Raw genomic sequence first — 24,864 nt, forward strand, 5'->3', positions numbered from 1 at the left:
GGGGAGCACCATGACGCACCGGGGCCGGGCCAGCGAGATGCTGGCCAGTCTGGAGGGCAAACTCCCCGGCACGGCGACGGTGATCGCGGCCGCGCACGCGCACGCCGTGCTGGCCGTCGCGGACGAGTTGCACGCGCTGCGCGTGACGTTGCAGGAGTTGTCCGGTAGCATCGTCCACCGTGAACACCGGACCGGCTCTGCGCCACGCACGGATCGGCGACCCGGTGGCTAGCTGACCGCCCCACGTTCGGCCCGCGGACCTCCCGCGCCTCGCGCGCCCAGGTCCCGCCCCATCCGAACGTATCGTGAGGTCGAGTCACTTGCCCGCTTCCTTCAACCACACCATCATCGCCAGCCGGGACCGCTCCGCGTCGGCGCGGTTCTTCCGCGACCTGCTGGAGATCCCGGAGGCCCCGTCCTGGGGCCCGTTCGCCAACCTTCAGCTCACCGACGGCGTGCTGCTGCAGTTCGCCGAGCCGCCGGTCGAGATCCAGATGCAGCACTACGCGTTCCTGCTCGACGACGAGCTGTTCGACCGGGCGTACTCCCGGCTCGTCGAGCAGGAGATCGTGCACTGGGCCGACCCGCAGATGCGGCGCCCCGGTGAGATCAACAACGAGCACGGCGGGCGCGGCGTCTACTTCAAGGACCCGTCCGGTCACGCCATCGAGCTGATCACCCGGCCCTACCTGTAGGCGGCACGACGGTGCCCGGTCTCCGGCCGGGTGCCGTCCCGTCGCCCACACCGGGGATCGTGCAGGTTTTTCGCGTTGCGGTATCTTGTCGCCGACAGTGTGGATCGTCCACTGTTGCCGCCACCCCATCCCACAAGATCAGGTGTTCACCGTGACAACCGAAACCGGGGCCCGCACGAGCCGGCCGGGGCGCAGGCGCGGGCTCGTCGAAACGGCGTGGCTGGCTCTGCTCCTGGTCATCCTCTCGCTGCTCTTCCTCGCCCGGTACAACGATCCTCGCAAGATCGTCAGCGGTGACAGCTTCTGGTACATGCGGCAGGCGCTGATGTACACCGGGCTGACCAAGCAGGAGGCGCACACCGAGGCCGCCCGGCAGATCTGCCGGGAGATCAACCGGTCGCTGGTCGCCAACGGGCACCGCCCCGAGTGCGTCGAGTACACGCTGGCCGGCATCTCCCCGCGGTACATCGCGATCTTCGACAGCCGCCCGGGCTATCCGCTGTTCGCCAGCCCGTTCGTGGCTGTTCTCGGCGCCTGGACCGGCATGATGGCGGCCACCATGGTGCTGGCCCTGCTCGCCGCCACCCTGGCGTACCTGGCCGTCTGGATGGCCAGCGGCCTGCGGCTGGCCGGCGTGCTGAGTGCCGTCGCCATGTTCCTGCTGCCCACCGGCTTCCTGATGACCCGGATGCTGACCGAGGGCGGCGTCATGGCCGGCTATCTCGCCTCGATCATCGGCGGCATGCTGGTGCTGCGCGGGCGGCGGTCCGGTTTCGCGATCATCGCGGCCTCGCTGGTCTGGCTGTTCGCCTTCCGCTCGGCCAGCGGCATGGCGATGGCCCTGGCCCTACTCGCCGCCGGCGCCCTGGCCGCGCTGCGCCGGGAGCACCGCCGGACCAGCCTGATCCTGGTCGCGACCGGCGCCGTCGCGGTGCTCGGCTGGCAGCTGCTCAGCTCGCTGCTGCACCTGCCGAGCCTGAACGACACCATTCAGGACTACGCCACCGGCCACTTCACCGCGAAGCCGGACGTGCCCCACCCGATCAGCTGGCTGATCGACCGTGACCTGGACTTCTGGCCCACCCAGCTGAAGGCCGAGCTGACCGTGCCGACCACCCTGGCCGCGTTCGGCTTCGCGGTCGCCGTCCTGATCATCAAGATGCGCCCGTACGCCCCGCTCTGGATCTTCACCGGTCTGACCGGTGTGATGATGGTCGCGGCGCACCCGCTGAAAAGCCAGTATGACCGCCTGATGCTGCCCCTCTGGCTCCCGGTCGCCCTGGCTTTCGGCTACGCCGCCGCGCTCGCCCTGCGCCCGGCCACCGCCCGCCTCAGCGGCGCCGGATCGGCGGACGATCCCACCGGGACGCGGCCCGCGCCGGTCATCCCGCAGGCCCGCCGTCCCGAGCCGAGCCCCGGCGAGGCCCGCCCCTACAACATGGCCGGTGACACCTGGTGACTTGAGGCCGGCCGCTATCGTCCAGGCGTGGATTGCCTCGCCTGCGCGACCGACGCCCGGTTCGACGACCCGCCGCCCCGCGAGCGGATCGCGGCCGACCCGCACTGGCGGGTGGTCCACGCCTTCACCAGCACGCTGCCCGGCTGGCTGGTGCTGATCCCCCGCCGCCACGTCACCGCGATCGCCGACCTGACCGACGACGAGGCGGCGGCTCTCGGCACGTGGCAGGTCCGGGTGTCCCGCGCCCTGCACGCCGCGACCCGCTGCGCGAAGACCTACGTGGTGCAGTTCGCGGAGCAGGACGGCTTCGGCCACGTCCACTTCCCCATCGTGCCCCGGATGCCGGACCTCCCGGACGACCGCCGCGGCCCCGCCGTCTTCCGGTATCTTGCCAAGGCTCCGACCCAGGGCCTCACCGAGGCGGAGCGCGACGAGCTGGCGCTGACGCTGCGCGCCCACCTGGACCCGGCCGGTTCCTGACCGCCAGCTCGCGACGGCCTTTCGGTTCCCGACCGCGGAATCCCGGCTCGGGACCGCGGCATGTCATTCCCCATGGGATCGTCGTTCCCGGTCGCGGCATTCCCGCTCACTGCCTGGCTCGCTACTTCAAGATCGCTTCAGGGTCGGTTTTACGCTCGTGGGATGAGCGGTGCGAAGCGCGGTGCTGGGGCAGCCGTTGTAGTCCGTCTGGGTGGTCCTCAGGACGAGGGCGTTCGGCAGATGGGACGGATGGACCCGCGCCTGAATTTCGTCAGCTACGCGGCGTGACGGTGGGGCGGTCGGCAACATCCGGATCTGCCGAATGTAGTGCGCTCGCCACCTACGCATGTGCGGTACTCGAGACGACCGGATGTCTGCCCGCGTTGCTGGGCCTGGTCGTCGGTCTCGTGTCCGGCCGGGGCGAGCGGGAGGCGTGCGATCTCGTGACGCCGTGCCCGGGCATGTATGTCCGTGTGCCGAGGTGGGTGTGAGAAATGCGAAAGGAGGGACGTGGATCGGTTACCGGCAGGCCGGTGTGCCGGCAAGCCATTGGGTCGCGGCGTCGATGACCGGATCAGCTCCGCGCGGGGTGCTGGGGCCCGGCTTTGAATGCGACACGGGTTGATCTGGTGGGATCGCGACGAGGTTGGGATAGACGTGGCCAGTTCGGTCGGCGTCGTTGGCAACCGTGATCAGAAGAACGGCGCCGTCGCTTAGTGCGAAGGCCTCGTTGGCTGAGGGAAATCCGGCGGTCGGTTGGCCGAACGTTCGGCTGTTCGCCTGTCCGCGGAAGGCGATGAGTGTGGCCTCTGCAGCGCTGGCGGTGAGTGGGTCGGTGAGGATCGCCACCGGTGGCTGCGGTCGGGCCAACGAATAGTTGTCGGGTTGCGGTAGCTGTGGGCTGCCGTCGACGAACAGTTGGCCGTCCCGCAGGATCCACGAACTGCGCTTACCTGATGCGTCGACGAAGTAGCCGAGAGTGGGCCCGATGAGTAGCGGCGCCAGCGCGGTGAGCATCGGCCACATGTTCCCGCCCCCGTTTCCGCGCAGGTCGACGACCCAGCCGCAGGGGTGGTCCTGATCCAGCTCATGGACGGCTTGAACGCCGCCCTTCATGTAGGCGGCCACGGCTTGGTCGTTGCCGCTCATCGCGGGAACCGTCAACAGGGCATAGCCGCCGGGCAGAATCCGTCCGGTGGGTGGGCCGTCCGACATAGTGGCCTGGTCGAACGCAAGGTTGGCCTCGGTCCGGGTGAAGAAACGGGTGTGCGCGTCGTGCAGCAGGTAGACCGCCCGGTGGATCGCCTCGTAGGTGTCGGTGCTCGTCTGTGCCGTGGCAGCCACCTCGTAGGCCTTAGCCCGAAGCACCGGCCAGTCGACCGCGCCGGCGTCAATCGAATTGCGCTGGAGCAGATCAAGGGCCCGCGCCAAGTAGGCACGAGCCGCCGAGCTCATCTGCGGCGGCCCGGAGCGGTGTGAACAACCCGCCGATGCCACGCACACAATAATCGCCATCATCCACGCTGCAGCTGCTCGCCAACGCATCACAGATCTCCGCGACCAGACCGACAACGAGGAGCTCAAACCTCCTAAGTGTAGGTGTCGCAAGCCGATCCCTTCAGGGTCTGCGTAATGCCGGAAGCCTCCACACCGGCCTGGAAATGCCGGTTCGGCGAGCATCGGAATATCCAGCCACCCGACGGATCGTCGGCGCCAGACCATCTTCCACCCCAGTCTCAATCGTGGACACGAAGGGTCTGTTGATGACGGTGCAGGTGACACCGGCAGACGTCACCGACCGCGATGCCGCCCGCGAGATGCTTCCTAAGCTGCGCAAGAACAACCCGGAGGTGACCCTGATGTGGGCCGACAACGCCTACACAGGTCTGGCCGACCGGGCCCGCAACGACCTCAACCTCACCTTCAAGGTCGTGAATAGGCCGCCGAACCGGGTCGGCTTCAAGGTGCTGCCCCGCCTTCTGTGGAATCTGATCTGTCAAGTTGTCCAGCAATAGCCGACCAACTGGTTGCGCGGCGTCCGACCGAGGGTCCGTACCGCGATCGGCACAGTCCCCCGACCGACCGCCGCCGACTACGCATTGTCGCGGAGTCGAGCTCTATCCGAGCAGTCTGGCGTCAGCTGGCGCGCGGATCCCGGCAGTGTCCGGCTCCGAGCGGAACGAGCTGGGCCGAAGACCACGTCGCCCTCACCGCGATCATGGGGATCGGACGGGAGAAGGACTGTTCCCTGGCTGGGCGCTCGGGCAGCCGGTTCCTCATCCAGGAGTGGGGCTATCCAGAGATCGGCGTGTACTTCGCTGACCGTCCTTCGGCCGGCCACGACATGATCGCGTTCGACTACCGGGACTGCGGCCCCCGGGGCGAACCGCGCGTTGTCCACGTGGATCAGGAGGTTGACTACCGGATCACCGTACTGGCGCCGGATTTCGTCAGCTTCCTCCAAGCGCTGCGGCCGGAGAGCGACTACGGCTATGACTGAGCGGCCGGCCGGGAGCGAGAGTGCCGCACACGGTGCGTGACGTGCTCCGCGCGTCCTGTGCGCGGACTGCGGCAGATGAGTGCGGCGCGTCTCTCAAAGTGCGAAGAGTGCTTCCTGCTGAGGCGGGTCCAGAACGGCGCGGAGATCTGAAACGGTCCGGCGCCATTCGGGGCCGTTCGGGCTCTCCCTCCAAGCATCTGCTAGCCATGTCGGTTTCGCGATCAAACAGTCCAACGCGTTGATGGCGAGGCCTCGCAGGTACATAGGGAACTGCGGCATGGGCGTGCCCGGGCCATAGTTGGAGACGACGGGAGCACCACCTGGGCACTGGGCTGCAATCAAGGCAGCTGCGGCGACGACGCGTGGAGCGTCCGAGAGCTGGGAGTCGTCGTCGGCTGGGTCGGCAACGCGTGCGAGGACGGCACCGATCATCTCGACCCGGACATGCGCCGGCGCGTCGTCAAGGTCGCCAGCGAGGTCCGCGGCGTCGTCGTTGTCGAACGGTCCAGCGCCCCAGGTACCCATCGCCTGCCGACCTCCCTATCCCGGAAGCGGTCTTCGCACGAAGGCTGGCTGGAGGACGTTCGACATCCCCCAGGGTCCGCCCGACGACATCACTAGCCTTCTCGGCGGCATGAGAGTTGACCCAGACCAAAGCCCGCCGGGACGACCGCTATCGATTCTCATCACCCCGGAGTGGCCTGCTCGGCCCCAGGCGCAAGGAGAGTTGGATGATGGTGTCGAAATCACCGCTGAGGCTGGCCGTTGGGGGTGCCTGAACGAGCATCCAGGGAATGTTCCGGCAGCACCTCGATTTCGAGATGCTGCTGTTCGTACGACGCCAGCTGCGGACGCGTCAGATTCCGCCAGAACCGGCGAAGGAGTTCGATCGCGCGCGACCGGCGAAGGCGTTCGACCGGCCGGATGCTCAGCACTACCTCGAGCATCAGCCACGCCAGTGTGAAGCTCAGCGTCGCCTGCCGGTGCAGGCCTGTGGTGGTCACCCAGAGCATCCCACCGATGCTCAGACACAATCCCAGCCGGGCAATCCGGGCCCAGAGCACCCCGGTAAAGCCGGCTACCAGGATCGCCAGCGCGGTGAACTGCCAGGCTGACCACAGTACGTCAGCGCTGACTGAAAGCTCCGCGGCGCGTGCGTCGATGAACTCGCGAATCGGTTCGGTCAGGAAGGGCGCCACCTCGATCACGAACATCCACTGGATCGTGCGATCCATTTCACCTGTCTGATTGCCCGCGCTGGTCACCGCATCCAGCAGGGCCAACACGAGCGGAATCGCCACGAACAGCAGCAGCGGGGTGCTGACCATGCCTATGGCGATCCTGCCGATTTTGCTGGTCACCATGGCTGTCCTCCGGTAGCGCCTGCGCCGTTCCGGCCCGCCATCCTGGCACAAGGGCGCAACCATCAGCTGGTGTCGGTGGGGTGTCCCTATGAACTTCGTCGCGCAACGCGTAAGCCTTCTGCCGGCTTGTGCTGAAGTTGGACATCAGTGGAAGCGAAGCTCCAGATACAGAGATCGCTTGCGCAATGGACATTGCTGGTGCGGAGTCAGTCGCGATTGCCGGTGTTGACGAAGACATGTCCGATGTGGCGAGGAATGCCAGCCAGCAGCCTTGAGTACGGCCGCGCAGCTCAACCCAGGTCCGTAGCGCCTATCCAGGCCGCCGTTCGTGCATCACGCGCATGACCGCCGTGAGTCGCCTCGCACTTCCACCGGTTCGACCCACGCCCTCAGGCGCTCCGGAACGCCTGTTGTTGCACGAACCGAGCGATTTTTGCATTCCGCCAGACAAACCGATTGGTGGTTTCCCCGTTCCCGCCGTCCGGTCGGCAGATAAGCCAGCCCAAGGATCGCGAATCCAAGACAGCAACACCAATGCCCCCTATTGTGCTACATAGGCTTTCGGGGAGGATGATGTGAAATCAGGGCGTTCGTCCCTCTATCGCAAGATAGTCCTTGCCGCAATTGCAGCGGCGCTCGTGATCGCACTGGCCTTGATCCAGACTCGCGTCTGGAATGCTTCAGATCTGACTCGTGCGTATCTGGCTATCGCTTCCGGCATAATTACTCTACTAACGCAAATTTCTGGTGCCTTCGCCGAGCGTCGCAAGAGTCGACGCTTGGAGGATATTCAAAAGATCGGCGATACACTGCGGACGGCAATGTACGAGATATCACGACTGACAGGAATTCCTCCAGGCGATTTGGGAATCGCCCTGTATGCGGTACGTAAAGAACGGTGGCCAACTTGGGTCAACCGAAGACTGACCCGCCAAACGCGGCTAGTGCGGGTGTTCCGCGATCGATCCCGACGACGCCGCGCCACGACGGCTGTCGTGTGGCGGCCAGGCAAAGGCATCATCGGCCTATGCGTCGAAACGGGTCAAGACCAGTGGATTGACCTCAAAAGCATTGGAAGGCGCATAAAGGCCTTACGGAGGATCAGTGGAACGCATTACCCACTGCCGACCGGATGGGCATGAGCCACTCGGAGTTTCACAGTACGATCGAACGGCATCACGTTGCGCTGGCTACTCCTGTTTTTGACGACTCGTCGGCTATCCGGAAGGTTGTCGGATGTATAGCGCTTGACGGTCCGGACAAATCATTCACCAAGATCGCGAGCGACGAGGTTCGTCGCACCCTAGGGTCATCCGCGGATATAGTCCAGGCCTTCAAATGGCAGGAGCCGCTTCATCGCTGGCTTATTTGGCGTTCAAATCATGGGCTTGAACGCACTCTCGTCGGCAGTTGAAAGTGCCGAGGATAGGCACCGTGGGCAGGGAACAGGGTGGCGCCGTCTGCGGATGCGCCGGCGAGGCGATTTAGTACGAAGGATCCTCCGCCTGCGAGCGGACTGAGGCGTCAGGGTCCTGTCTGAGGATGTCGCGGATGTGTCGTGGGGTAATGAGCGCGGCGGCCATCCGCCAGCGGACCTCTACCGATCGATCTCGGGCGAGCCGCTGGAGGTCTTTCTCCTCCAGGGTGACGGCGCGAACGAGTGCGGACCGGACCAGCGCTGAGCGATCCCTGGCGAGGACGCGGCGTTGCTCGGCCGTCGTGCGGGTGTTCATTGCCGCGCCGGCTCGGACTTTGGCGACGGAGTCGGCGCCCAAGGCGGCCAAGGCGACCGAATCAGCCGTTTCGAAGGCAAGTTCACTGCGGACATTGACGGAGCTGTCGGCAACGAGCGCCGCTACTACGTCGGGCGCGAGGTCTTTGCGGTAGACGAGCTTGAAGCGAAGATCCTCGTCGGGTGACGCACAGATCGCGCGCTGCACGTGTTCGTCGCACCCGGGATTGTCTGCCACCTCCCAGCGGACGTGCGGGTGCGGATCGCCGACGAGCCGGATCAGGTCTTCTTGGGATGTTGCCGGGTTGGCTGCCACCGCTTCCCGCACGTTCCTGTCGTCGTCCGATGCGAGCGTGTTGAGCACCGTTCGTGTCAGATCCGAGCGAACGGCAACGGCCCGGCGAACTCTCGTCGACGGGTCGACGGCCAGACGAGCGATGATCCCGGGTGGCGTCTTCCGATCCTCCGCCACGGCAAGCCGCGTCGCAACACGCTTGCTCGTGGCATCCCTGAGCAGGTTTTCCTGGTGCACAACCGCTTCGTTATCCGTGTCCTCACCCCGCCACGTCTGCCATTTGAGCCCACCTGGCCGCGGGTGGGTCAAGGTTCTCTTAATGCGGCCAACACGAACAGGTAGTGGCCCACTCGGTGGTCAGACGCACTCAATTCGGCAGATCCGGGCACCGGCGCCTCCATCTCTTGCACTCGGGCAGACATCGCCCTCATGACCCGTCGGATCACGCGCGCGGATGGCCGGCGGCCTGCGCTACCTCAGCCCATTGCGGCCAGATCAGCAGGCTCGCCAGAGGCGCAGATCATGGTCGAAGCGGACGTTGTCCCGACTCGTGCGTCGGCGAACAGGCGCTCAGCTCAGCGGCGAATCGCCCGTTCGAGAGTGTCGCGGATGGCTTGCACCGAGGCGAGCGCCTGCGGATACGACTCCTCAGCCTCCGCCCACAGCTCACGCCACTCCGAGTCGTCCCCGACGATCCGATCCAAAGCTCGTACTGCGATGGCGGGGATATCGTCGGGTACCTCGATCCGGCCGCCCTCCAGCAGGAAGTCGGGTGCGTAGGGGGTCGTAATCGCCGTCCCGCCCGGCAGTTGAGATGCGACGATGGCCGCGGCGGCGATCGCCTCCACTGCCTCGTCGCTGTCGAGATACTCGTCGCCGTGCTCGGCGACCCTATTCAACGCATCGCGGATCAGCGCTTCTCGCTGCCCCGGGGCGGCCTCGTCCAGATCACCGCACCAATCCGCGGCGGTGTCATTGTCGAATGGCCCGACGTCCCAGGTACCCATGCTGACGCTCCCGCTCGCTGACCAGTCCGAACTCGCCGCGATCTTACCGCCGGCTGATCGAGAGCTTCACGCGTTCGCATCGGCGTCACCGGTACGCCGATCCGAACGGCAGAGACTGAGCTCAGCGGTGCAATAGTCACGCTAGCTGCGGAAACAGGTCGCGAGACAGCCACTCACCGGGTGCGGGCTCAGGAGCGCTCGCGGATCCGCTGCCGAACCTGGGGCTCCAGGGCGGCGCCGTCGACGTCGAGGACCGCATCGCGGAGCCGGGCGGGGAAGATCCGCTCGAGGTCCGGGCCGTAGGCGACACCGTCACCGGGCGTCTCCACCGTCGGCGGAACGGTCAGATGCACCGCGGCCGGCATCGACGATCCGGACTGGACCCGGGCGCCGACCGTCTCGCACAACGACCACACGTACGCCGTACGCACCTGCGCCGCGGCCGTCGCCGTCGGCGGATCCGCGCCGATGACCCGGACCGCGCAGGCCAGCCGGTCACCGGTGGCGGCGCCCTCGATCGCGTCCCGGGCCGCCACCGCGAGGCCGTCGCGCACCGTGTCCGGCAGGTCGTCCCCCCGGGGCTTCCGGACTTCGTAGACCACGACACCGGCCATGACGACCACGACCGCCGCGCCGGCCACCGACCATCGCCCTCGCAAGATCACGGCGACAGGGTAGGCGGACACGTCCAGCCTTCGCCGACCTCCCGATCGTTTCGATTGGCGCGTACGCCGTGAGCCCACCCGCCGAGCCCCCGAAACCCGGGATCAGCTCACCCGCCGAGACCCGCGATACCCGGACCGCCCGCCGAGCCCCCGAAACCCGAACCGCCCGCCGGGCCCGCACCACCCGCCGAGCCCGCGAAGCCCGCCGCGGACGGCACGCCCCGGCGCGCCACCCCGCTGCTCCCCGCGTCAACGGCCCGGCCGGTGCGGACGTCAGCGGGTCACGCGGACAAGGTCCCTCACCGCGTGAAGACGGCCCGCCAGCGGGCCGGCAACCGCGACCCCGGCGTGGCCAGCTCCTCGACCGAGACCTCGCGCAGGCCCGGCGCAGCGAAGGCGCCGATCTCCGCCCGGCTCAGCGGCCAGGGCGGCCCCGCGGCCGGGTCGTCGGTGGCCGCCGCGGCCAGGACCAGCAGCGTCCCGCCGTCGGCCACGAACCCGCCCACCGCACCGATCGCCCGCGCCCGGATCTGCGCGGGCAGTGCCTGCACGTTGTTGCTCTCCAGCACCAGCGCGAAAGCCCGCCGCCAGGAGGCCGGCGGGTCGAGCAGGTCGGCCACCCGGTAGTCGACCGACGACCCCGGATGCCGCTGCCGGGCCAGGTCGATCGCCGTCGCCGAGATGTCGAAAGCGGTCACCGCGTAGCCGAGCGCGGCCAGGTGTTCCGCGTCGCGCCCCGGACCGCAGCCGACCACCAGGGCGGCTCGGCCGTCACCGGGTGGCAGCGGGAACTCGCGCAGGCTCACGCTCGCCGCCGCGACGTCCCAGGGCACGACCGCCCGGCCGGCACGGGCGTCGCGGTAGAGCCGCTCGAACCAGCCCGTCGCATCGCCCGCGGCGAGCGACTGCGCCGCGTACCGCCGCGTGTCGGTCGGATCAGGAACGGTCACCGCGGGACGACCCGGCGCAGCTCGCGCAGCGCCTGGCGGCGGGTGTCGCCGGTCAGCGTGTCGATGTAGAGGCGGCCGTCGAGGTGATCGGTCTCGTGCTGCAGTGCCCGCGCGAGGAACCCGGTCCCGTGGATCACCAGCGGCTCCCCGTGCTGGTCGAAGCCGCGTGCGGTGACCGACATGGCCCGTTTCGTGGAGTATCCGAGGCCGGGCAGCGACAGGCACGCCTCGTCGTCCTCCTGCTCCCCGTCGAAGTCGCTGAGCACCGGGTTGATCAGGTGTCCGACCTGCCCGGCGACGTTGTAGGAGAACACCCGCAGCCCGACCCCGATCTGCGGCCCGGCGACCCCGGCCCGTCCCGGTTCCCGGACGGTGTCCTCGAGGTCCCGCACGATCTCGCGCAGGCTGGCGTCGAAGTCGGTGACCGGGTCGGCAGGGGTGCGCAGGACCGGGTCACCATAGAGCCGAATCGGCCGGATCGTCATGCCCGAGAGCCTATCCGCTCGTTACCCGCCGGCGTGCGGGACCGTTGCACCCTGCCCGGGTGCCGCACCTCGTCCTGCCGCCGCAGCAGCGGCGCAACTTCCGGGCGTACGCCGGTTACACCACCGCCCCGACAGGCCCGCACGACACCGGCACGCTGGTCGAGGTGCTGCTCCGGGCCGGCCTGCTGCTCGCGGTCACCGGCTACCATCGGCGCGTCGCCGCCGGCCGGGCCGCGGACAAAGCCGGGCCACGGACAAAGCCGGGCCACGGCCCGCCTGGCTAGGCCGCGCGACGCAGAGCCCGCGCCGCGGGAACGATGTGCAGCCCGTCGAACCGGATCGCGGTCAGCCCGGCCGCCAGCGGCCGGTCGATGATGGTGATGGTGGCGGTGTCCCGGTGGATCCGATCGGCCGGGTCGGCCACCGATCGCAGCAGCCGCTGCCAGTTCCGGCAGTGCCCGGCGAACGACGACCGCCGCACCTTCCGGTTGCGGGCCACCTGCCCGGCCCGCGCCTGCGCCGGGTCGACGTCGAGCAACAGCAGGTGGGTGCGCCGGCCGGCCCGGCGGGCCGCGGCGGTGATCAGCCTGGTAGCCCAGCGGCGGGTGCCGGATTCGTGCACCACGATGGCCCCGGGCTGTCGCAGCGCCCGGTACAGCCGCACGTAGTGGGCCGCGTGCACGACGGGTCGCCAGTACCGGTACGGCACCGCGCCGAGGTAGGGCCGCAACTCCTCGCGGGCCTGGCCGGAGTCGAGCAGCCGGACACCCGGGTGCGGGAGGAGCCGCTGGAGCAGGGTGGTTTTGCCGGCCCCGGGCACTCCGGCGACGATCAGCAGCGCCCCGGCCGGATAGTTGAGCGCGGGCATCAGACGTCCGCGCAGGTCGTGTCCGACGGCTGCCATGGCCGGTCCTCTCCTGCCGTGGCAGGAGACCGAAACCCCAGGCACGCCGAGACCCCGGCCCCTGTCCGCGGCGACTCACGTCACTGCAGGGCCGAAGGTCTGGTCCACCCCAGCGGGGCCCGGGCGCCGGGAGCCCGGGCGGGCTCCAGGATGTCGAACGACCGGCGAAGGACTACTCCCCTTCGCAGCGAAGTCTACCCTCACGCGGCAAGCAGAGCCTGACGGTCACCGACGAGCATGTGCTTGAGCTTGATCAGCGAGCGCCGGGTCTGGCTCTTCACGACGGTGATCGGCACGTCCAGCTCGGCGGCCACCTGCTCGACACTGTGGTCGGCGAAGTAGCGCAGCAGCACGATGGCGCGGTCCCGGGCGGGCAGCCGGCCGAGCGCGGCGAGCACGGTGATCCGCAGGTCCGGGTCGATCGAGTAGGCCGGCTCACTCAGCTCGCCGATGGCCGCCTCGGTCGAGGCGCGGCGCCGGCGATGATCGACGTACGTGCGAAAGAGGATCTTCTGCGCGTACGCCGAAAGGTTGTCGCTGTCCGCGGCCCGCTCCCAGCTCAGAAACAGCTTGGTCAGCGTGGCCTGGGTCAGGTCCTGCGCCAGGTGCCAGTCGCGGCAGAGCTGGAAGGCGCTGCCGTGCAGGCGCTGCCGGGTGTCCCGCGCGAAACGGGTGAACTCCACCGCGGCGGGCGGGTCGAGGGCATCGAGCATGGGTGTTGCCTTCTCTGCAGTCACTGTGGACCGTGTCCGGGGAAACGCGTGCGTCAACGTACGCGCTCCGGCCCCGATCGTGCGGGCGGACAGGGAGAGTGGCACGCAATAGGTAGAAGACGCTCCGCACCGCTATGCGGTGGCGGTGACCGTCCCGGCGAGGGCGGCACGCAGCGGTGCGGCTTTCGCGGCGGCCTCGGCGACCTCGGCTTCCGGATCGCTGTCCGCGGTGATCCCGCCACCGGCCCAGGCGTGCACCCGCCGGCCGTCGACCGCCACGGTGCGGATGCTCAGCCCCAGGTCGAGGTGGTCGTGCCCGATCCAGCCGAGGGCGCCCATGCTGACCCCGCGGCCGACCGGCTCCAGGGCGGCGATCCGGGCCAACGCGGCGATCTTGGGGGCGCCGGTGACACTGCCGCCGGGGCAGACCGCGCGGAGCAGGTCGGCGAGTCCGACGTCACCCGTCAGGGGCGCGGAGACGACCGATTCGGCCTGCCAGAGTCCGCACCATCGGCGGACCGCGAACAGTTCGTCGACGCGGACCGGACCGGTGCCGGGGAGCCGGGCGAGGTCGTTGCGTTCCAGGTCGACGATCATGATGTGCTCGGCGCGCTCCTTGGCCGAGGCGAGCAGTTCCCGGCGGCCGGCCGCGGTGGCCGGCCGGGTGCCCTTGATCGGCCGGGTGACGACGCGCCCGTCGCGCACCTCGACCAGGGTCTCCGGGGAGGCGGTGGCGATCGCCCAGCCGGCCCGGTCGTCGGCGAGGATCCCGCCGTAGCGGGCGCCGGGCAGGGCGGCGACGCGGCGCAGGGCCGCCTGCGGATTTCCGGTGTACGCCGCGGCCGCGTGCCCCACCACGTTGACCTGGTAGACGTCACCGCGGCCGATCGCGTCACGCACGTCCTGGACGGCCCGGGCGTGCTCGTCGGTGGTCCAGCTTTCGTGCCAGGAACCGAGTTCCCAGTCTCCGGTTGAACCGGGCGGGGCCACGCTGGCGTGTACCCAGACGACGGCGTACACGTCCGGTACCACGGGGATCGGACTGGGGCCGCCGGGAGTGGCGTTGATCATTACGGATCCGGCATCAGCCGACACGTAGAGCGACGCTCCGCAGATAGCGCCATGGCCGATAGTCCTGTCTTTGTCATCCGTTCGGCCGAGGTTTCGCACCGGCAGTCCGTTGTCGGCCAGGAACCCGGTCACAAGCTCGGCAGGGTCACCGGAATCACCCCGGTGCCACGAAAAGGAACGTAACGCATGGTGACGGGCGGTGCAGGTGGTCGGCGCCGCCGGCGGAGCACCGGGAGGAGGTGGCGAAGAGTGGTCGCGAGGGGTCTCAGCGTGGACCATCGAAACCGCGAAACCGTGGCTCGGCACCGTCACCGCAGTGCACCGTCATCGTTCGATCTGAGGTAACGTTCGAGCCCGACTTTGTGAACCTTCACACAGCCCCCTACCGGAGTAAACCCGATGTGCCAGCACCTGAATCAATGTCCGCCCGCCGACGCTATCGACCGGGAGGCGGCCCGTACCGTGGCGACCTTCTGCGAACAGGGCTGGAGCCTGCTCTGCAACGGCGTCATCGTCTTCGAGGACACCGGCGAGCTGCTGCCGGACGGCACGACGATCGAGCCGCACCGCGGTCCGGCCCGCCACGCCCTCGCGGCGTAAATCACTGAGGGTAACAATACGGCCGCCCGGTTTGGCGGAAGTTCCGGCCCTCCCCGAAGACGGCGCAGGCCGCGATCATGACGACCGCGACCTGCGCTAGAGACCCGGGATCAGCTCTCGAACGCCTCCGGCGAGGGGCATGAGCAGACCAGGTTCCGGTCCCCGTACGCCCCGTCGATGCGGCGTACCGGCGGCCAGTATTTCGCCGTCCGGTCGACGCCCTCCGGGAAACCGGCCACCGAACGCGGGTACGGGTGCGACCACTCGTCCGCGGTCACCGCGGAGGCGGTGTGCGGCGCGTTCGCCAGCGGATTGTCGTCCCGCGGCCAGGTCCCCGCGGCCACCTGGTCGATCTCCGCCTTGATCGCGATCAGCGCGGCGCAGAACCGGTCCAGTTCGGCCAGGTCCTCGCTCTCGGTCGGCTCCACCATCAGGGTGCCGGCAACCGGGAACGACATGGTCGGCGCGTGGAAGCCGTAGTCGATCAGCCGCTTCGCCACGTCGTCGACGCTGACCCCGGTGGCCTTGGTGATCGGCCGCAGGTCGAGGATGCACTCGTGGGCGACCAGACCGTTCTCCCCGGCGTACAGCACCGGGAAGTGCTCGCGCAGCCGGCTCGCCACGTAGTTGGCCGCCAGGACCGCGGTGGCGGTGGCCTGGGCCAGGCCGTCCGGGCCCATCATCCGCACGTACGCCCAGGAGATCGGCAGGATGCCGGCCGAGCCGTGCGCGGCGGCCGAGACCGCGTGGTGGTCGCCCTGCTCCAGGGGGTTCCCGGGCAGGAACTCGGCCAGATGCGCGCGGACCGCGACCGGGCCGACGCCGGGGCCACCACCGCCGTGCGGGATGCAGAACGTCTTGTGCAGGTTCAGGTGCGACACGTCGGCGCCGAACCTGCCCGGCTTGGCGAAGCCGACCAGCGCGTTCAGGTTGGCACCGTCGACGTACACCTGGCCGCCGGCCTCGTGCACCCGCTCGCAGAGCTCGGCGATGCCGGTCTCGTAGACGCCGTGGGTCGACGGGTAGGTCACCATGATCGCGGCCAGCGCGTCCCGGTGCTTCTCGATCTTGGCGGCCAGGTCGGTCAGGTCGACGTTGCCGTTCTCGTCGCAGGCCACCACGACCACCCGCATGCCGGCCATCACGGCGCTGGCCGCGTTGGTGCCGTGCGCCGACGACGGGATCAGGCAGACGTCGCGCCCCAGCGAGCCGCGCGAGCGGTGGTAGCCGCGGATCGCCAGCAGACCGGCCAGCTCACCCTGCGAGCCGGCGTTCGGCTGGACGCTGACCGCGTCGTACCCGGTGATCTCGGCGAGCCAGCGTTCCAGCTGGGCGACGAGGTCCTCGTAGCCCTCGGTCTGCGACGCCGGCGCGAACGGGTGGATGTTGGCGAACTCCGGCCAGGTGACCGCCTCCATCTCGGTGGTGGCGTTCAGCTTCATCGTGCAGGAGCCCAGCGGGATCATGCCGCGGTCCAGCGCGTAGTCCCGGTCGGACAGCTTGCGCAGGTAGCGCAGCATGCCGGTCTCCGAGTGGTGGGTGTTGAACACCGGGTGGTGCAGGTAGTCGCCGGTGCGGGCCAGGGCCTTCGCACCGCACTCGGCGGCCTCGGCCACCGGCACTCCGAACGCGGCCAGCACGGTGGCGACGTGCGCCGCCGTGGTCGTCTCGTCGGTCGCGACCGACACCCGGTCGGCGTCCACCAGGCGCAGGTCCACGCCCTGCTCGGCGGCGGCCGCGACGATCGCCGCGGCCCGGCCCGGCACCACCGCGGTGACCGTGTCGAAGAACGCCCGGTGGGCGACCTCGACGCCGGCCGCGCTCAGGCTGCCGGCCAGGGTCAGCGCGTGCCCGTGCGTCCGCTGGGCGATCGCGCGCAGCCCGGCCGGGCCGTGGTACACCGCGTACATGCTGGCCATCACCGCGAGCAGCACCTGCGCGGTGCAGATGTTGCTGGTCGCCTTCTCCCGGCGGATGTGCTGCTCCCGGGTCTGCAGCGCGAGCCGGTACGCCGGCGCCCCGTCGGCGTCCTTGGACACCCCGACCAGGCGGCCGGGCAGGCTGCGCTCCAGGCCGGCGCGCACCGCCAGATAGCCGGCGTGCGGGCCGCCGAAGCCCAGCGGCACCCCGAAACGCTGCGTGGTGCCGGCCGCGATGTCCGCCCCGATCTCACCGGGGGCACGCAGCAGGGTCAGCGCGAGCAGGTCGGCGGCGACGGTGACCAGGGCGCCCTTGGCGTGCGCCGCCTCGACCAGGGCGGCGTGGTCACGGACCGCGCCGGACGCACCCGGGTACTGCAGGTGCAGGCCGAAGAACTCGTCGGGCAGGTCGGCGCCGGCGTCCAGGTCGATGAGCCGCACCTCGATCCCGAGCGGTTCGGCCCGGGTGCGCAGCACGGCGAGCGTCTGCGGGAGGGTGTCGGCGTCCACGACGTACACCGGGCTCTTGCTGCGGCAGGAGCGGCGCGCGAGCGTCATCGCCTCCGCGACCGCCGTGGCCTCGTCGAGCATCGAGGCGTTCGCGGTGGTCAGCCCGGTCAGGTCGGTGACCATGGTCTGGAAGTTGAGCAGCGCCTCGAGGCGGCCCTGGCTGATCTCCGGCTGATACGGGGTGTACGCGGTGTACCACGCCGGGTTCTCCAGGACGTTCCGCTTGATCACCGCGGGCGTGTGGGTGCCGTAGTAGCCGAGGCCGATCATCGGGGTGGCCACGGTGTTGCGGGCCGCGATCGACCGCAGCTCGGCGATCGTCTCCTCCTCGGAGGCACCGGAGGGCAGGTCCAGGTCGCCACGGAACCGGATCGACTCGGGGATCGCGGCATCCATCAGCTCGTCGAGCGACGCGTACCCGACGGCTTTGAGCATCGCCGCCTGCTCGTCGGCCTGCGGGCCGATGTGGCGGTGCGTGAATGACGAGGTCATGGGCGACTCCAGCGCGGTGAGAAGGTCGAGGAACAACCTCCCCCTCTGTCATACCCCGTTTCGGGCACTTCAGAGTCGCTGGCCCGCGCGGTCCGTTTGCCTGAAAGTTTCCGGGGAGGATTTGCCTCTTCGGCGCCGATGATCGGTCTCTCCCACGCGGGTCCCCACCAACCTACCAGCGCACACGATCAAGATCGGAATGCCTAGGCTGTACGTGTGACCTACTCCCCTGCCGAGAACCGCTACGCGTCCATGACGTACCGCCGCGCCGGCCGCAGCGGCCTCAGACTCCCCGCCATCTCGCTGGGCCTGTGGCACAACTTCGGTGACGGCCGCCCCGCCGACCGCCAGCGCGACATCGTCCGCCGTGCCTTCGACCTCGGGGTCACCCACTTCGACCTGGCCAACAACTACGGTCCGCCGCCGGGCAGCGCGGAGACCAACTTCGGCCGCATCCTGGCCGCCGACTTCCGCCACCACCGCGACGAGATGATCATCTCGTCGAAGGCCGGCTACGCCATGTGGGACGGCCCGTACGGTGACTTCGGCTCGCGCAAGTACCTGATCAGCTCGCTCGACCAGTCGTTGCGGCGGCTCGGCGTCGACTACGTCGACGTCTTCTACCACCACCGGCCCGACCCGGAGACGCCGCTGGAGGAGACCATGTCCGCGCTGGACCGGATCGTCAGATCCGGCAAGGCGTTGTACGTCGGTCTCAGCAACTACAAGGCCGAGCAGACCGCCCGGGCCGCGGCGATCCTGCGCGATCTCGGCACGCCCCTGCTGATCCACCAGCCGTCGTACTCGATCCTGAACCGCTGGATCGAACACGACAACCTGCTCGACACCCTCGAGGAGGTGGGCGCCGGCTGCATCGCGTTCAGCCCGCTGCAGCAGGGCCTGCTCACCGACCGGTACCTCAACGGCATCCCGGACGACTCCCGGATCCGCACCAGCGTGTTCCTCGACGAGGACGCCCTGGACGCCAAGACTCTCGGCCGGCTGCACGCGCTCGACGACATCGCCCAGCGGCGCGGCCAGTCGCTCGCCCAGCTGGCCCTGGCCTGGGCGCTGCGCGACCCGCGGATGACCAGCCTGATCATCGGCGCGTCCAGCGTGCGGCAGCTGGAGGACAACATCGCCGCGCTGACCAACCCGGTGCTCTCCGAGGCCGAGCTGGGCGAGATCGACGCCACCGTCCTCGACCTGTAAACCCGTCGCCGGCCCGGGACTGATTGACTACGGTTCCGGATCATGACGGACCTTGTCGAGAAGCACACGATCCTCGGGGTCGTGGTCGGGTCCCGCGCCTACGGGCTGGACGGGCCGGGCAGCGACCACGACCGCCGGGGCGTCTACGCGGCGCCCACCCGGGACTTCTGGCGCCTCGACAAACCGCCCACCCATCTCGACGGGCCGGTCGAGGAGCAGTTCTCCTGGGAGGTCGAGCGGTTCTGCACGCTCGCCCTGCAGGCCAACCCCACCGTGCTGGAGGTCCTCTGGTCGCCGCTGGTCGAAACGGTCACCGCGGACGGCGAAGAGCTTCTTGCCGCGCGTACGGCGTTCCTCTCCCGCCGCGTCGCCGACACCTACGGCAACTATGCCCGCGATCAGCTGGACCGGGTCGCCGCCCGTCGGGCCCGGACCGGGGAGACCAACCACAAGCAGGCGATGCACATGATCCGGCTGCTGATCGCCGGCGCGCATGTGCTGCGCACCGGCGAGGTGCTGGTCGACGTGCGCCCGCTGCGGGACCGGCTGCTCGCCGTCAGGCACGGCGAGCTGTCCTGGGAGGCGGTCACCGGCTGGGCCGCCGACCTGCTGGCCGACCTGGACCGCGCCCGGTCCGAGACCCGGCTGCCGTCCGACCCGGACCGCGACCGGGTCGAGCACCTGTTGACCGGAATCCGCCAACGGAGGTTGTCATGACGATCGACGTGCCGTCCTGGGCCGCCTCGGCCGCCCGGGAACTCCCGTATCCCCTGGTCTTCTGCACGGTCAGCGGGGCCCACCTGTACGGTTTCGCCTCCGTCGACTCGGACCTCGACCTGCGCGCCGCCCACGTGCTGCCCGCCGCCGAGGTCGTCGGCCTGCACCACGGCCCGGAAACCCTGCAGCGCGGCGGCGTCCGCGACGGCGTCGAACTCGACGTGGTCTCCCACGACCTGCTGAAGTTCGCCAAGCTGCTGAACAGCCGCAACGGTTACGTGCTGGAGCAGCTGCTGTCCCCGCTGGTCGTGGTCACCAGCCCGCTGCACGAGGCGCTGACCGCGCTGGCACCCGGCCTGATCACCCGGCATCACAGCTACCACTACCTGGGCTTCTCACACAGCCAGGAGAAGCTGTACGCGAAAACCGGCGAACTGAAACCGGCGCTGTACACCCTACGGGTGCTGCTGACCGGCATCCATCTGATGAGGACCGGGCGCCTGGAGACGGATCTGGGCGTGCTGGGGGCCGAGATCGCCTACGTCCCGGACCTGATCGCCGCCAAGCGCGAGGCCGAACACGGCCCGTTCCCGCCCGGAGTGGCCACCCGCCTGGCCGCCGACATCCCCCGCCTGCGCGCCGACCTGGAAGCGGCGAAGGACGCCTCGGCGCTCCCGGACCGCCCCGCCGAAGCCACCGTCACCGCCCTCCACAACCTGATCGTGACGACCCGCCTGAGCTGACACCGCCCCTCCCGGACCGGCCTCGGGAGGACCACCCGCTCTCCCCCGCACACCACCGGCCGGCCTTTTCGCGGCGCGCCGCCGCACGCGCGGCTGTTCGGACGCGCCGCCGGTACGCACGCTCCCGGAGCGCATCGCCGGTGGGCGGTTTCGGCCGGACCGTCAGGGGCGGCGGCCGATCCAGACGTCGCGGGTGGCGCGGACGGTCAGGTCGGACCGGGCCGGCGCGCTCGCGGCGTAGTCGCGCAGCGCCGCGAGGTCGTCGCCGCTGAGCCGATCAGCAAGCCGGCTCGCCGTGCGCTCCAGCGTCACCTGCGCGTAGCGCCCGGCCTGCGGCGGCAACGGCGGTGTCAGGTCGATGTCGAAGCGGCGTTCCGCCTCGACCGCGAACCCCGCCGCCGTAAGCCGGGCACCCCAGTCCTCACCCATGTGCAGGCCGCCCTCCAACCGCATCCGCGCCAGCTCGGCATGGCACCGTTCCTCCAGTGCCACACCCGCCGGATCGCTCAGAAACCGCGGGAACCCGTCCAGCTCCGTGATCATGAATACGCCGCCCGGCCGCAGCACATCCTTGACCTGCTCCAAGGTCCGCTGCGGATCAGCCAGATGATGCATCGACGCGGAAGCCCACACCAGATCCGCCGCCCCGAGCGCCGGCCAGTCGCCGTCCAGATCCGCCCGAACCGTCCGAACCCTGTCCCGGAGCCCCGCCGCATCCACCCGCTGCCGCAGCAGGGCAAGCATCTCCTCATCGACATCCACCGCGGTCACCCGAGCCCCCACCAGATGCCGAGCCAGCGCAATGGTTCCCGTCCCGGTCCCCGCCCCGAGGTCGACGATTGCCGGCTCCCCCGGCACCAGCGAAGCAGCCCAGTCCATCAGCTCCCGGTAGTAGTCCCCCAACACCTCCGCATCAAGATCAAGCATCTGAGCAAGCCCGGACCCGTCACCGCCGTCCGCATGGCCGCCATGCCCATGCCCGCCATGCCCATGCCCGCCGGATCCGTCGCCGCCATGCCCATGCCCGCCATGCCGGAGCTGCGCGTCACCCCTGAGCTCACCGTTACCGTGCTGCCCGCCGTGACCGTGTTCGTTCGCCATGCCTCGACGCTACCCCCACCTTGCGTTATGGGCATATCATCTTGCGCATGACGCAAGACGGAGAGTTGGATGTTCTGGTCCGGCAGCGGATCCGAGGCCTCCGGATCGCCCGCGGCTGGACCCTCGACGAGCTGGCCTCCCGCGCCTACCTCACTCCGTCAACCTTGAGCCGCATCGAAACCGGCCACCGCCGCATCGCCCTCGACCAGCTGGCCCCCATCGCCCGGGCCCTCGGCACCACCCTCGACCAGCTGGTCGAGTCAGGCCGCGACGAGGACGTGGTGATCCGCCCCCACCACGACGACTCCCGCGGCATGACCACCTGGCTGCTGAACCGCGAAGGCGCCCCCACCGGCATGACCGTCGCCAAACTCCGGATCGACCGCCCCGTCCCCCAGGACTTGAGAGTCCACCCCGGCCGCGACTGGTTCGTCGTCCTCGCCGGCACCATCACGCTCCGCCTGGCCGACCGCACGATCACCGTCCGAGCCGGCGAAGCCGCCGAGTTCTCCACCATGGTCCCGCACGCCTTCGGCTCCGCCGGCGGCCCCGCCGAAGTCCTCTGCATCCTCGACCAGGAGGGCGAACGCTCCCACCTCCGCCCTCACCATCCCCACTCCTGACCCAGCCCACGCCGCGCCACCGCCGACGAGGCACAGACGCAGGCCGGCATCAGGCCACACGCAGGCTCAAAGCGGATCGGGCCGGCATGCGAGCGACCGAGCGCGGGCAGGCAAGCGGGCGGGCGCGGGCAGGCAAGCGGGCGCGCGCGGGCAGGCAAGCGGGCGCGCGCGGGCAGGCAAGCGGGCGCGCGCGGGCAGGCAAGCGGGCGGGCGCGGGCAGGCAAGCGGGCGCGGACTATTGCATTGGCGGCGCCCAGCCGGGCCGCGGGATGAGGCAGAACGGATGCCCCGCCGGGTCAGCGAACACGTGATCACCAGGCAACGCCACGGCGCCGAGCGCGACCACCGCCGCGCCTGCCAGCGCCACGTCCTCCACCATGACGTCCAGGTGAAGTTGCTGCGGCACCGCCGCATCCGGCCAGGTCGGCGCCCGATGGTCCGGCGCCCGCTGAAAGGCCAACCCGGACGTGGTCGTATCAGCCGACACCACCACGAAGTCACCGTCGTCGTAGGTGACCGGTTCCCCCAGCACCGCGCTCCAGAACTCGGCAAGCTCCCGCGGCTCGGGACAGTCCACAATCACATGGTGCAAGCGTCCAAGGGGCACCCTCCCAGTGTCAGTCCTCGGTAGGGTCCCGCCCATGGGACCCGACTACCTGGCACTCCTGCGTAACGAACTGACCACCTTCCAGTCGCGCCTGACCGGTGACCTGGACGCCCCGGTCGAGCACTGCGGCGACTGGACCCTCCGTGACCTGGCCGGCCACCTGGCTCAGGGCAACCTCTGGGCAGCCACCGCGGTCACCGAACGGCACGGCCGTTTCCAAGGCCCGCCCGCCCCGGACGACATCGCCCCGTGGGTCGAGGAATCCAGCCGCATCCTCCTCGCCACTCTGTCCGCCGACCCGGACACCGAAGCCTCGACATTCTGGCCACCGCGAACCGTCGCCTTCTGGCGCCGCCGCCGCTGGCTGGAAACCCTGATCCACCGCTGGGACGCCGAAAACGCCCTCCACCTCCCCAGCGAACTCGACCCCGCATGGTGCGCCGACGGCATTGCCGAAGTCGGCGACACCTTCCTCCCGCGGCAGATCGCACTCGGTCGCATTCCCGCTCCCACCGCGGCCGTCTGTTTCGCCGCCACCGATCTCGCCGAGTCATGGACCCTGGGCGAGGGCGACCCGATCACCACCCTCTCCGGTCCGGCCGCGGACATCCTGCTCGCGCTGTGGAACCGGCTCCCTTGGTCCAGCCTCACCGGCGACCACGAAGCCGCCCGCAAGGCACTCCCCGGCCCCGTGACTCCGTAACCCCCCGGCCACCTGACTCCGTAACCGGGACCCCGCCAGTCCGACCGCGTCAGTCCGACCCCGTGACACGGATACGCGGCCTCATCGTTCCGGCTCCGTGACTTCGTGCCTCCTCAGGTGCGTTCTCGCTGATTCCTCGGTCTGACCGTCCTCCGCGGGACCTGCCCACCAGCCTGGGCGGGTCGGCTACTGGACAGTGCAAGGGGCGCGTCGTTTCCCGCGACATCGACCGGCACCGGTTTCCATAGACGGGTGTTGTCATGGGGGATGTCGATGGATTACTACCTGTTGGCCGGGGACGTTCTGCTGGTCGAGGAGTTCACCTACGGACCGGACCACGTCACCGTTGCCCTGAGCGGCGCGATGTGGTCGGCGGGTAGCGACGGCTGGTCTGACGCGGGCAGCTTCGGCCGCCTGCTGCGCACCAATGAGCAGTTGCTCGCCACGGCCACGCCGATCACCCGCGATCGGGCGGAGCGGATTCATCTCGAACTCAGTGGTGGGGCCCTGCCGACCGAGGCGGCTCTGCGCGGAGTGTTCGGAGAAGTCGTACGCTTCGCGAACGCCGCGCCGTTGCGCTTGAGCATGGACGACACCCCCGACGGCTTTCAGGAGAAGCGGATCTATCGAGTGCTGTTCGCCAAAGAACCGCGAGCCGCACAACTGGCCGAACTGTCCGCCGCCTGGCGCGGCACCACCGGCGGGGGCATGCCCTCCGGCAACGGGCGGGCCGGTGACCACCTGTTCACCTGGAATCTGCGCCGGGTCGGCCAGGGCATAGCCTGGGGGCTCGACGTGACCGTGCTGCTGGGCGCCGAAACCGCCGACATCACCGGCACCGTCCTGCGGAAGTTGACCGCCGACGTACGCCGTCAGGGACTTGTCCCGCTGACAACGGAAAGATTCGCCTGAACCTGACCCGGCGCTCGGCGAATGATCAGGTCTGTGGGCCGAGCAGCCCGGGAACCTGAACCGCGGGCTTCTCCTTGAGCTCGATGAAGATGCCGTGCGTCGGGGTGTCCCCGACGTTGTGGCCTTGATGCTCCTGCGCCCCGACCCAGCGGACGGCGCCCGCGGGCAGCTCCACATCGACAGCCTGATCGCCGGAACTGACCCGGCGCCGGAAGCTGCTGAGGGTCACCATCACGCTGTCCGGATGCCGATGAGTATGGGTCTTGTCTCCTGGTGCATCCCGATATTCCAGGACGCGCACGCGCTCGTTCTCGAAGACCACCTTGTAGAGGTCGGGATCGGTCTGGATCGGATCGTGACTGCTCATCGGACTTGCCACCTCCGGTTGCCGTGCCTCGTGGGACG

At 69.4% G+C, this 24,864-nt stretch carries 29 protein-coding genes and 1 riboswitch; of the genes, 14 read left to right on the top strand and 15 right to left on the bottom strand.

The annotated features are described in order from the left end of the window. The first annotated feature begins 10 nt into the window (after positions 1-10). The 4 genes from ACSP50_RS21405 to ACSP50_RS21420 all read left to right on the top strand — a co-directional run bounded on the left by ACSP50_RS21405 (position 11) and on the right by ACSP50_RS21420 (position 2,634). A complete protein-coding gene (locus ACSP50_RS21405; protein ID WP_157432791.1) occupies positions 11-232 on the top strand; it encodes a hypothetical protein in 222 nt (73 codons plus the stop codon). 88 nt (positions 233-320) lie between these two features. Continuing rightward, positions 321-695, top strand: a complete 375-nt coding sequence (locus tag ACSP50_RS21410; RefSeq protein ID WP_014691357.1) for a VOC family protein — start codon at positions 321-323, stop codon at positions 693-695. 151 nt (positions 696-846) lie between these two features. Continuing rightward, positions 847-2,154 (top strand): hypothetical protein, encoded by a 1,308-nt coding sequence (locus tag ACSP50_RS21415; RefSeq protein WP_014691358.1) that lies wholly within the window; start codon positions 847-849, stop codon positions 2,152-2,154. Positions 2,155-2,181: 27 nt separating this feature from the next. Next, positions 2,182-2,634 (top strand): HIT family protein, encoded by a 453-nt coding sequence (locus ACSP50_RS21420; RefSeq protein WP_014691359.1) that lies wholly within the window; start codon positions 2,182-2,184, stop codon positions 2,632-2,634. 519 nt (positions 2,635-3,153) lie between these two features. On the opposite strand, the gene ACSP50_RS21425 is transcribed toward ACSP50_RS21420, so the two are convergent. Next, on the bottom strand, positions 3,154-4,149 hold the full coding sequence (locus ACSP50_RS21425) for a S41 family peptidase (RefSeq protein ID WP_231956679.1): 996 nt from the start codon (positions 4,147-4,149) through the stop codon (positions 3,154-3,156). Between the two features lie 248 nt (positions 4,150-4,397). On the opposite strand from ACSP50_RS21425, the gene ACSP50_RS21430 reads away from it, so the two are divergent. Then, on the top strand, positions 4,398-4,649 hold the full coding sequence (locus tag ACSP50_RS21430; protein WP_014691361.1) for a hypothetical protein: 252 nt from the start codon (positions 4,398-4,400) through the stop codon (positions 4,647-4,649). Between the two features lie 203 nt (positions 4,650-4,852). Further along, positions 4,853-5,134 (top strand): SMI1/KNR4 family protein, encoded by a 282-nt coding sequence (locus tag ACSP50_RS21435; protein ID WP_014691362.1) that lies wholly within the window; start codon positions 4,853-4,855, stop codon positions 5,132-5,134. A gap of 93 nt (positions 5,135-5,227) precedes the next feature. Here ACSP50_RS21435 and ACSP50_RS21440 read toward each other — a convergent pair whose 3' ends face one another. The 7 genes from ACSP50_RS21440 to ACSP50_RS21470 form a co-directional block, all read right to left on the bottom strand. Next, positions 5,228-5,659 (bottom strand): DUF4259 domain-containing protein, encoded by a 432-nt coding sequence (locus ACSP50_RS21440; RefSeq protein WP_014691363.1) that lies wholly within the window; start codon positions 5,657-5,659, stop codon positions 5,228-5,230. Between the two features lie 221 nt (positions 5,660-5,880). Further along, complete coding sequence (locus ACSP50_RS21445; protein WP_172898781.1) at positions 5,881-6,495, bottom strand: hypothetical protein; 615 nt, start codon at positions 6,493-6,495, stop codon at positions 5,881-5,883. 1,487 nt (positions 6,496-7,982) lie between these two features. Beyond that, positions 7,983-8,762, bottom strand: coding sequence for a hypothetical protein (locus ACSP50_RS21450; RefSeq protein WP_080127952.1), 780 nt, complete (start codon positions 8,760-8,762; stop codon positions 7,983-7,985). A 338-nt stretch (positions 8,763-9,100) separates the two neighbouring features. After that, a complete protein-coding gene (locus ACSP50_RS21455; protein ID WP_014691366.1) occupies positions 9,101-9,532 on the bottom strand; it encodes a DUF4259 domain-containing protein in 432 nt (143 codons plus the stop codon). A 188-nt stretch (positions 9,533-9,720) separates the two neighbouring features. After that, positions 9,721-10,197: a hypothetical protein gene (locus ACSP50_RS21460; protein WP_155123579.1), complete on the bottom strand. Its 477-nt coding sequence runs from the start codon at positions 10,195-10,197 to the stop codon at positions 9,721-9,723. A 299-nt stretch (positions 10,198-10,496) separates the two neighbouring features. Next, entirely contained in the window at positions 10,497-11,147 is a 651-nt protein-coding gene (locus tag ACSP50_RS21465; protein ID WP_014691368.1) for a bifunctional 2-polyprenyl-6-hydroxyphenol methylase/3-demethylubiquinol 3-O-methyltransferase UbiG, read from the bottom strand. After that, complete coding sequence (locus ACSP50_RS21470; RefSeq protein WP_014691369.1) at positions 11,144-11,632, bottom strand: peptide deformylase; 489 nt, start codon at positions 11,630-11,632, stop codon at positions 11,144-11,146. The genes ACSP50_RS21465 and ACSP50_RS21470 overlap by 4 nt, the downstream gene beginning before the upstream one ends. A gap of 59 nt (positions 11,633-11,691) precedes the next feature. Between ACSP50_RS21470 and ACSP50_RS21475 the strand changes: the two genes are divergently transcribed. Then, complete coding sequence (locus tag ACSP50_RS21475; RefSeq protein ID WP_014691370.1) at positions 11,692-11,916, top strand: hypothetical protein; 225 nt, start codon at positions 11,692-11,694, stop codon at positions 11,914-11,916. Here the strand turns inward: ACSP50_RS21475 and ACSP50_RS21480 are convergent. From ACSP50_RS21480 to ACSP50_RS21490, 3 genes are all read right to left on the bottom strand, one after another. Continuing rightward, on the bottom strand, positions 11,913-12,536 hold the full coding sequence (locus tag ACSP50_RS21480) for an AAA family ATPase (RefSeq protein WP_014691371.1): 624 nt from the start codon (positions 12,534-12,536) through the stop codon (positions 11,913-11,915). The genes ACSP50_RS21475 and ACSP50_RS21480 overlap by 4 nt on opposite strands. A 200-nt stretch (positions 12,537-12,736) precedes the next feature. Then, a complete protein-coding gene (locus ACSP50_RS21485; RefSeq protein ID WP_014691372.1) occupies positions 12,737-13,249 on the bottom strand; it encodes a sigma-70 family RNA polymerase sigma factor in 513 nt (170 codons plus the stop codon). A 132-nt stretch (positions 13,250-13,381) separates the two neighbouring features. Continuing rightward, complete coding sequence (locus ACSP50_RS21490) at positions 13,382-14,599, bottom strand: chorismate-binding protein (RefSeq protein ID WP_080128230.1); 1,218 nt, start codon at positions 14,597-14,599, stop codon at positions 13,382-13,384. 120 nt (positions 14,600-14,719) lie between these two features. On the opposite strand from ACSP50_RS21490, the gene ACSP50_RS21495 reads away from it, so the two are divergent. After that, positions 14,720-14,920, top strand: a complete 201-nt coding sequence (locus ACSP50_RS21495; RefSeq protein ID WP_014691374.1) for a DUF5999 family protein — start codon at positions 14,720-14,722, stop codon at positions 14,918-14,920. Positions 14,921-15,030: 110 nt separating this feature from the next. Here ACSP50_RS21495 and gcvP read toward each other — a convergent pair whose 3' ends face one another. Beyond that, positions 15,031-17,841, bottom strand: coding sequence for an aminomethyl-transferring glycine dehydrogenase (gcvP, locus tag ACSP50_RS21500; RefSeq protein ID WP_043515025.1), 2,811 nt, complete (start codon positions 17,839-17,841; stop codon positions 15,031-15,033). A 78-nt stretch (positions 17,842-17,919) separates the two neighbouring features. Continuing rightward, positions 17,920-18,006, bottom strand: a riboswitch (glycine riboswitch). A gap of 87 nt (positions 18,007-18,093) precedes the next feature. On the opposite strand from gcvP, the gene mgrA reads away from it, so the two are divergent. Genes mgrA through ACSP50_RS21515 form a run of 3 tightly spaced genes read left to right on the top strand, consistent with a single transcriptional unit; the run spans position 18,094 to position 20,513 of the window. Continuing rightward, complete coding sequence (gene mgrA, locus ACSP50_RS21505) at positions 18,094-19,053, top strand: L-glyceraldehyde 3-phosphate reductase (protein WP_231957045.1); 960 nt, start codon at positions 18,094-18,096, stop codon at positions 19,051-19,053. Positions 19,054-19,095: 42 nt separating this feature from the next. Next, complete coding sequence (locus tag ACSP50_RS21510) at positions 19,096-19,770, top strand: DNA polymerase beta superfamily protein (RefSeq protein ID WP_014691377.1); 675 nt, start codon at positions 19,096-19,098, stop codon at positions 19,768-19,770. After that, on the top strand, positions 19,767-20,513 hold the full coding sequence (locus tag ACSP50_RS21515; protein WP_014691378.1) for a DNA polymerase beta superfamily protein: 747 nt from the start codon (positions 19,767-19,769) through the stop codon (positions 20,511-20,513). Before ACSP50_RS21510 ends, ACSP50_RS21515 begins: the two co-directional genes overlap by 4 nt. Before the next feature lie 162 nt (positions 20,514-20,675). Here ACSP50_RS21515 and ACSP50_RS21520 read toward each other — a convergent pair whose 3' ends face one another. Further along, a complete protein-coding gene (locus ACSP50_RS21520) occupies positions 20,676-21,614 on the bottom strand; it encodes a class I SAM-dependent methyltransferase (RefSeq protein ID WP_080127954.1) in 939 nt (312 codons plus the stop codon). Between the two features lie 47 nt (positions 21,615-21,661). On the opposite strand from ACSP50_RS21520, the gene ACSP50_RS21525 reads away from it, so the two are divergent. Beyond that, positions 21,662-22,237, top strand: coding sequence for a helix-turn-helix domain-containing protein (locus ACSP50_RS21525; RefSeq protein WP_014691380.1), 576 nt, complete (start codon positions 21,662-21,664; stop codon positions 22,235-22,237). 235 nt (positions 22,238-22,472) lie between these two features. Here the strand turns inward: ACSP50_RS21525 and ACSP50_RS21530 are convergent, their stop codons facing one another. Continuing rightward, positions 22,473-22,820, bottom strand: coding sequence for a VOC family protein (locus tag ACSP50_RS21530; RefSeq protein WP_014691381.1), 348 nt, complete (start codon positions 22,818-22,820; stop codon positions 22,473-22,475). A gap of 58 nt (positions 22,821-22,878) precedes the next feature. Between ACSP50_RS21530 and ACSP50_RS21535 the strand changes: the two genes are divergently transcribed. Both ACSP50_RS21535 and ACSP50_RS21540 read left to right on the top strand, forming a co-directional pair. Next, positions 22,879-23,547 carry a maleylpyruvate isomerase family mycothiol-dependent enzyme gene (locus ACSP50_RS21535; protein ID WP_014691382.1) on the top strand — a complete coding sequence of 223 codons (669 nt, stop codon included), beginning with the start codon at positions 22,879-22,881 and terminating at the stop codon, positions 23,545-23,547. A 273-nt stretch (positions 23,548-23,820) separates the two neighbouring features. After that, positions 23,821-24,459: a hypothetical protein gene (locus ACSP50_RS21540; RefSeq protein ID WP_014691383.1), complete on the top strand. Its 639-nt coding sequence runs from the start codon at positions 23,821-23,823 to the stop codon at positions 24,457-24,459. A gap of 25 nt (positions 24,460-24,484) precedes the next feature. Here the strand turns inward: ACSP50_RS21540 and ACSP50_RS21545 are convergent, their stop codons facing one another. Next, positions 24,485-24,826 (bottom strand): hypothetical protein, encoded by a 342-nt coding sequence (locus tag ACSP50_RS21545; protein ID WP_014691384.1) that lies wholly within the window; start codon positions 24,824-24,826, stop codon positions 24,485-24,487. Positions 24,827-24,864 lie beyond the last annotated feature (38 nt).

The sequence above is a fragment of the Actinoplanes sp. SE50/110 genome, assembly GCF_900119315.1.
Taxonomy (GTDB): Bacteria; Actinomycetota; Actinomycetes; order Mycobacteriales; family Micromonosporaceae; genus Actinoplanes.

Coding starts and splice junctions, on each gene's coding strand:
- ACSP50_RS21405 (WP_157432791.1), top strand. CDS start 11: ATGACGCACCGGGGCCGGGCCAGCGAGATGCTGGCCAGTCTGGAGGGC.
- ACSP50_RS21425 (WP_231956679.1), bottom strand. CDS start 4,149: ATGGCGATTATTGTGTGCGTGGCATCGGCGGGTTGTTCACACCGCTCC.
- ACSP50_RS21430 (WP_014691361.1), top strand. CDS start 4,398: ATGACGGTGCAGGTGACACCGGCAGACGTCACCGACCGCGATGCCGCC.
- ACSP50_RS21435 (WP_014691362.1), top strand. CDS start 4,853: ATGGGGATCGGACGGGAGAAGGACTGTTCCCTGGCTGGGCGCTCGGGC.
- ACSP50_RS21440 (WP_014691363.1), bottom strand. CDS start 5,659: ATGGGTACCTGGGGCGCTGGACCGTTCGACAACGACGACGCCGCGGAC.
- ACSP50_RS21455 (WP_014691366.1), bottom strand. CDS start 9,532: ATGGGTACCTGGGACGTCGGGCCATTCGACAATGACACCGCCGCGGAT.
- ACSP50_RS21470 (WP_014691369.1), bottom strand. CDS start 11,632: ATGACGATCCGGCCGATTCGGCTCTATGGTGACCCGGTCCTGCGCACC.
- ACSP50_RS21480 (WP_014691371.1), bottom strand. CDS start 12,536: ATGGCAGCCGTCGGACACGACCTGCGCGGACGTCTGATGCCCGCGCTC.
- ACSP50_RS21485 (WP_014691372.1), bottom strand. CDS start 13,249: ATGCTCGATGCCCTCGACCCGCCCGCCGCGGTGGAGTTCACCCGTTTC.
- ACSP50_RS21490 (WP_080128230.1), bottom strand. CDS start 14,599: ATGGTCCACGCTGAGACCCCTCGCGACCACTCTTCGCCACCTCCTCCC.
- ACSP50_RS21495 (WP_014691374.1), top strand. CDS start 14,720: ATGTGCCAGCACCTGAATCAATGTCCGCCCGCCGACGCTATCGACCGG.
- gcvP (WP_043515025.1), bottom strand. CDS start 17,841: ATGACCTCGTCATTCACGCACCGCCACATCGGCCCGCAGGCCGACGAG.
- mgrA (WP_231957045.1), top strand. CDS start 18,094: ATGACGTACCGCCGCGCCGGCCGCAGCGGCCTCAGACTCCCCGCCATC.
- ACSP50_RS21510 (WP_014691377.1), top strand. CDS start 19,096: ATGACGGACCTTGTCGAGAAGCACACGATCCTCGGGGTCGTGGTCGGG.
- ACSP50_RS21515 (WP_014691378.1), top strand. CDS start 19,767: ATGACGATCGACGTGCCGTCCTGGGCCGCCTCGGCCGCCCGGGAACTC.
- ACSP50_RS21520 (WP_080127954.1), bottom strand. CDS start 21,614: ATGGCGAACGAACACGGTCACGGCGGGCAGCACGGTAACGGTGAGCTC.
- ACSP50_RS21525 (WP_014691380.1), top strand. CDS start 21,662: ATGACGCAAGACGGAGAGTTGGATGTTCTGGTCCGGCAGCGGATCCGA.
- ACSP50_RS21535 (WP_014691382.1), top strand. CDS start 22,879: ATGGGACCCGACTACCTGGCACTCCTGCGTAACGAACTGACCACCTTC.
- ACSP50_RS21540 (WP_014691383.1), top strand. CDS start 23,821: ATGGATTACTACCTGTTGGCCGGGGACGTTCTGCTGGTCGAGGAGTTC.
- ACSP50_RS21545 (WP_014691384.1), bottom strand. CDS start 24,826: ATGAGCAGTCACGATCCGATCCAGACCGATCCCGACCTCTACAAGGTG.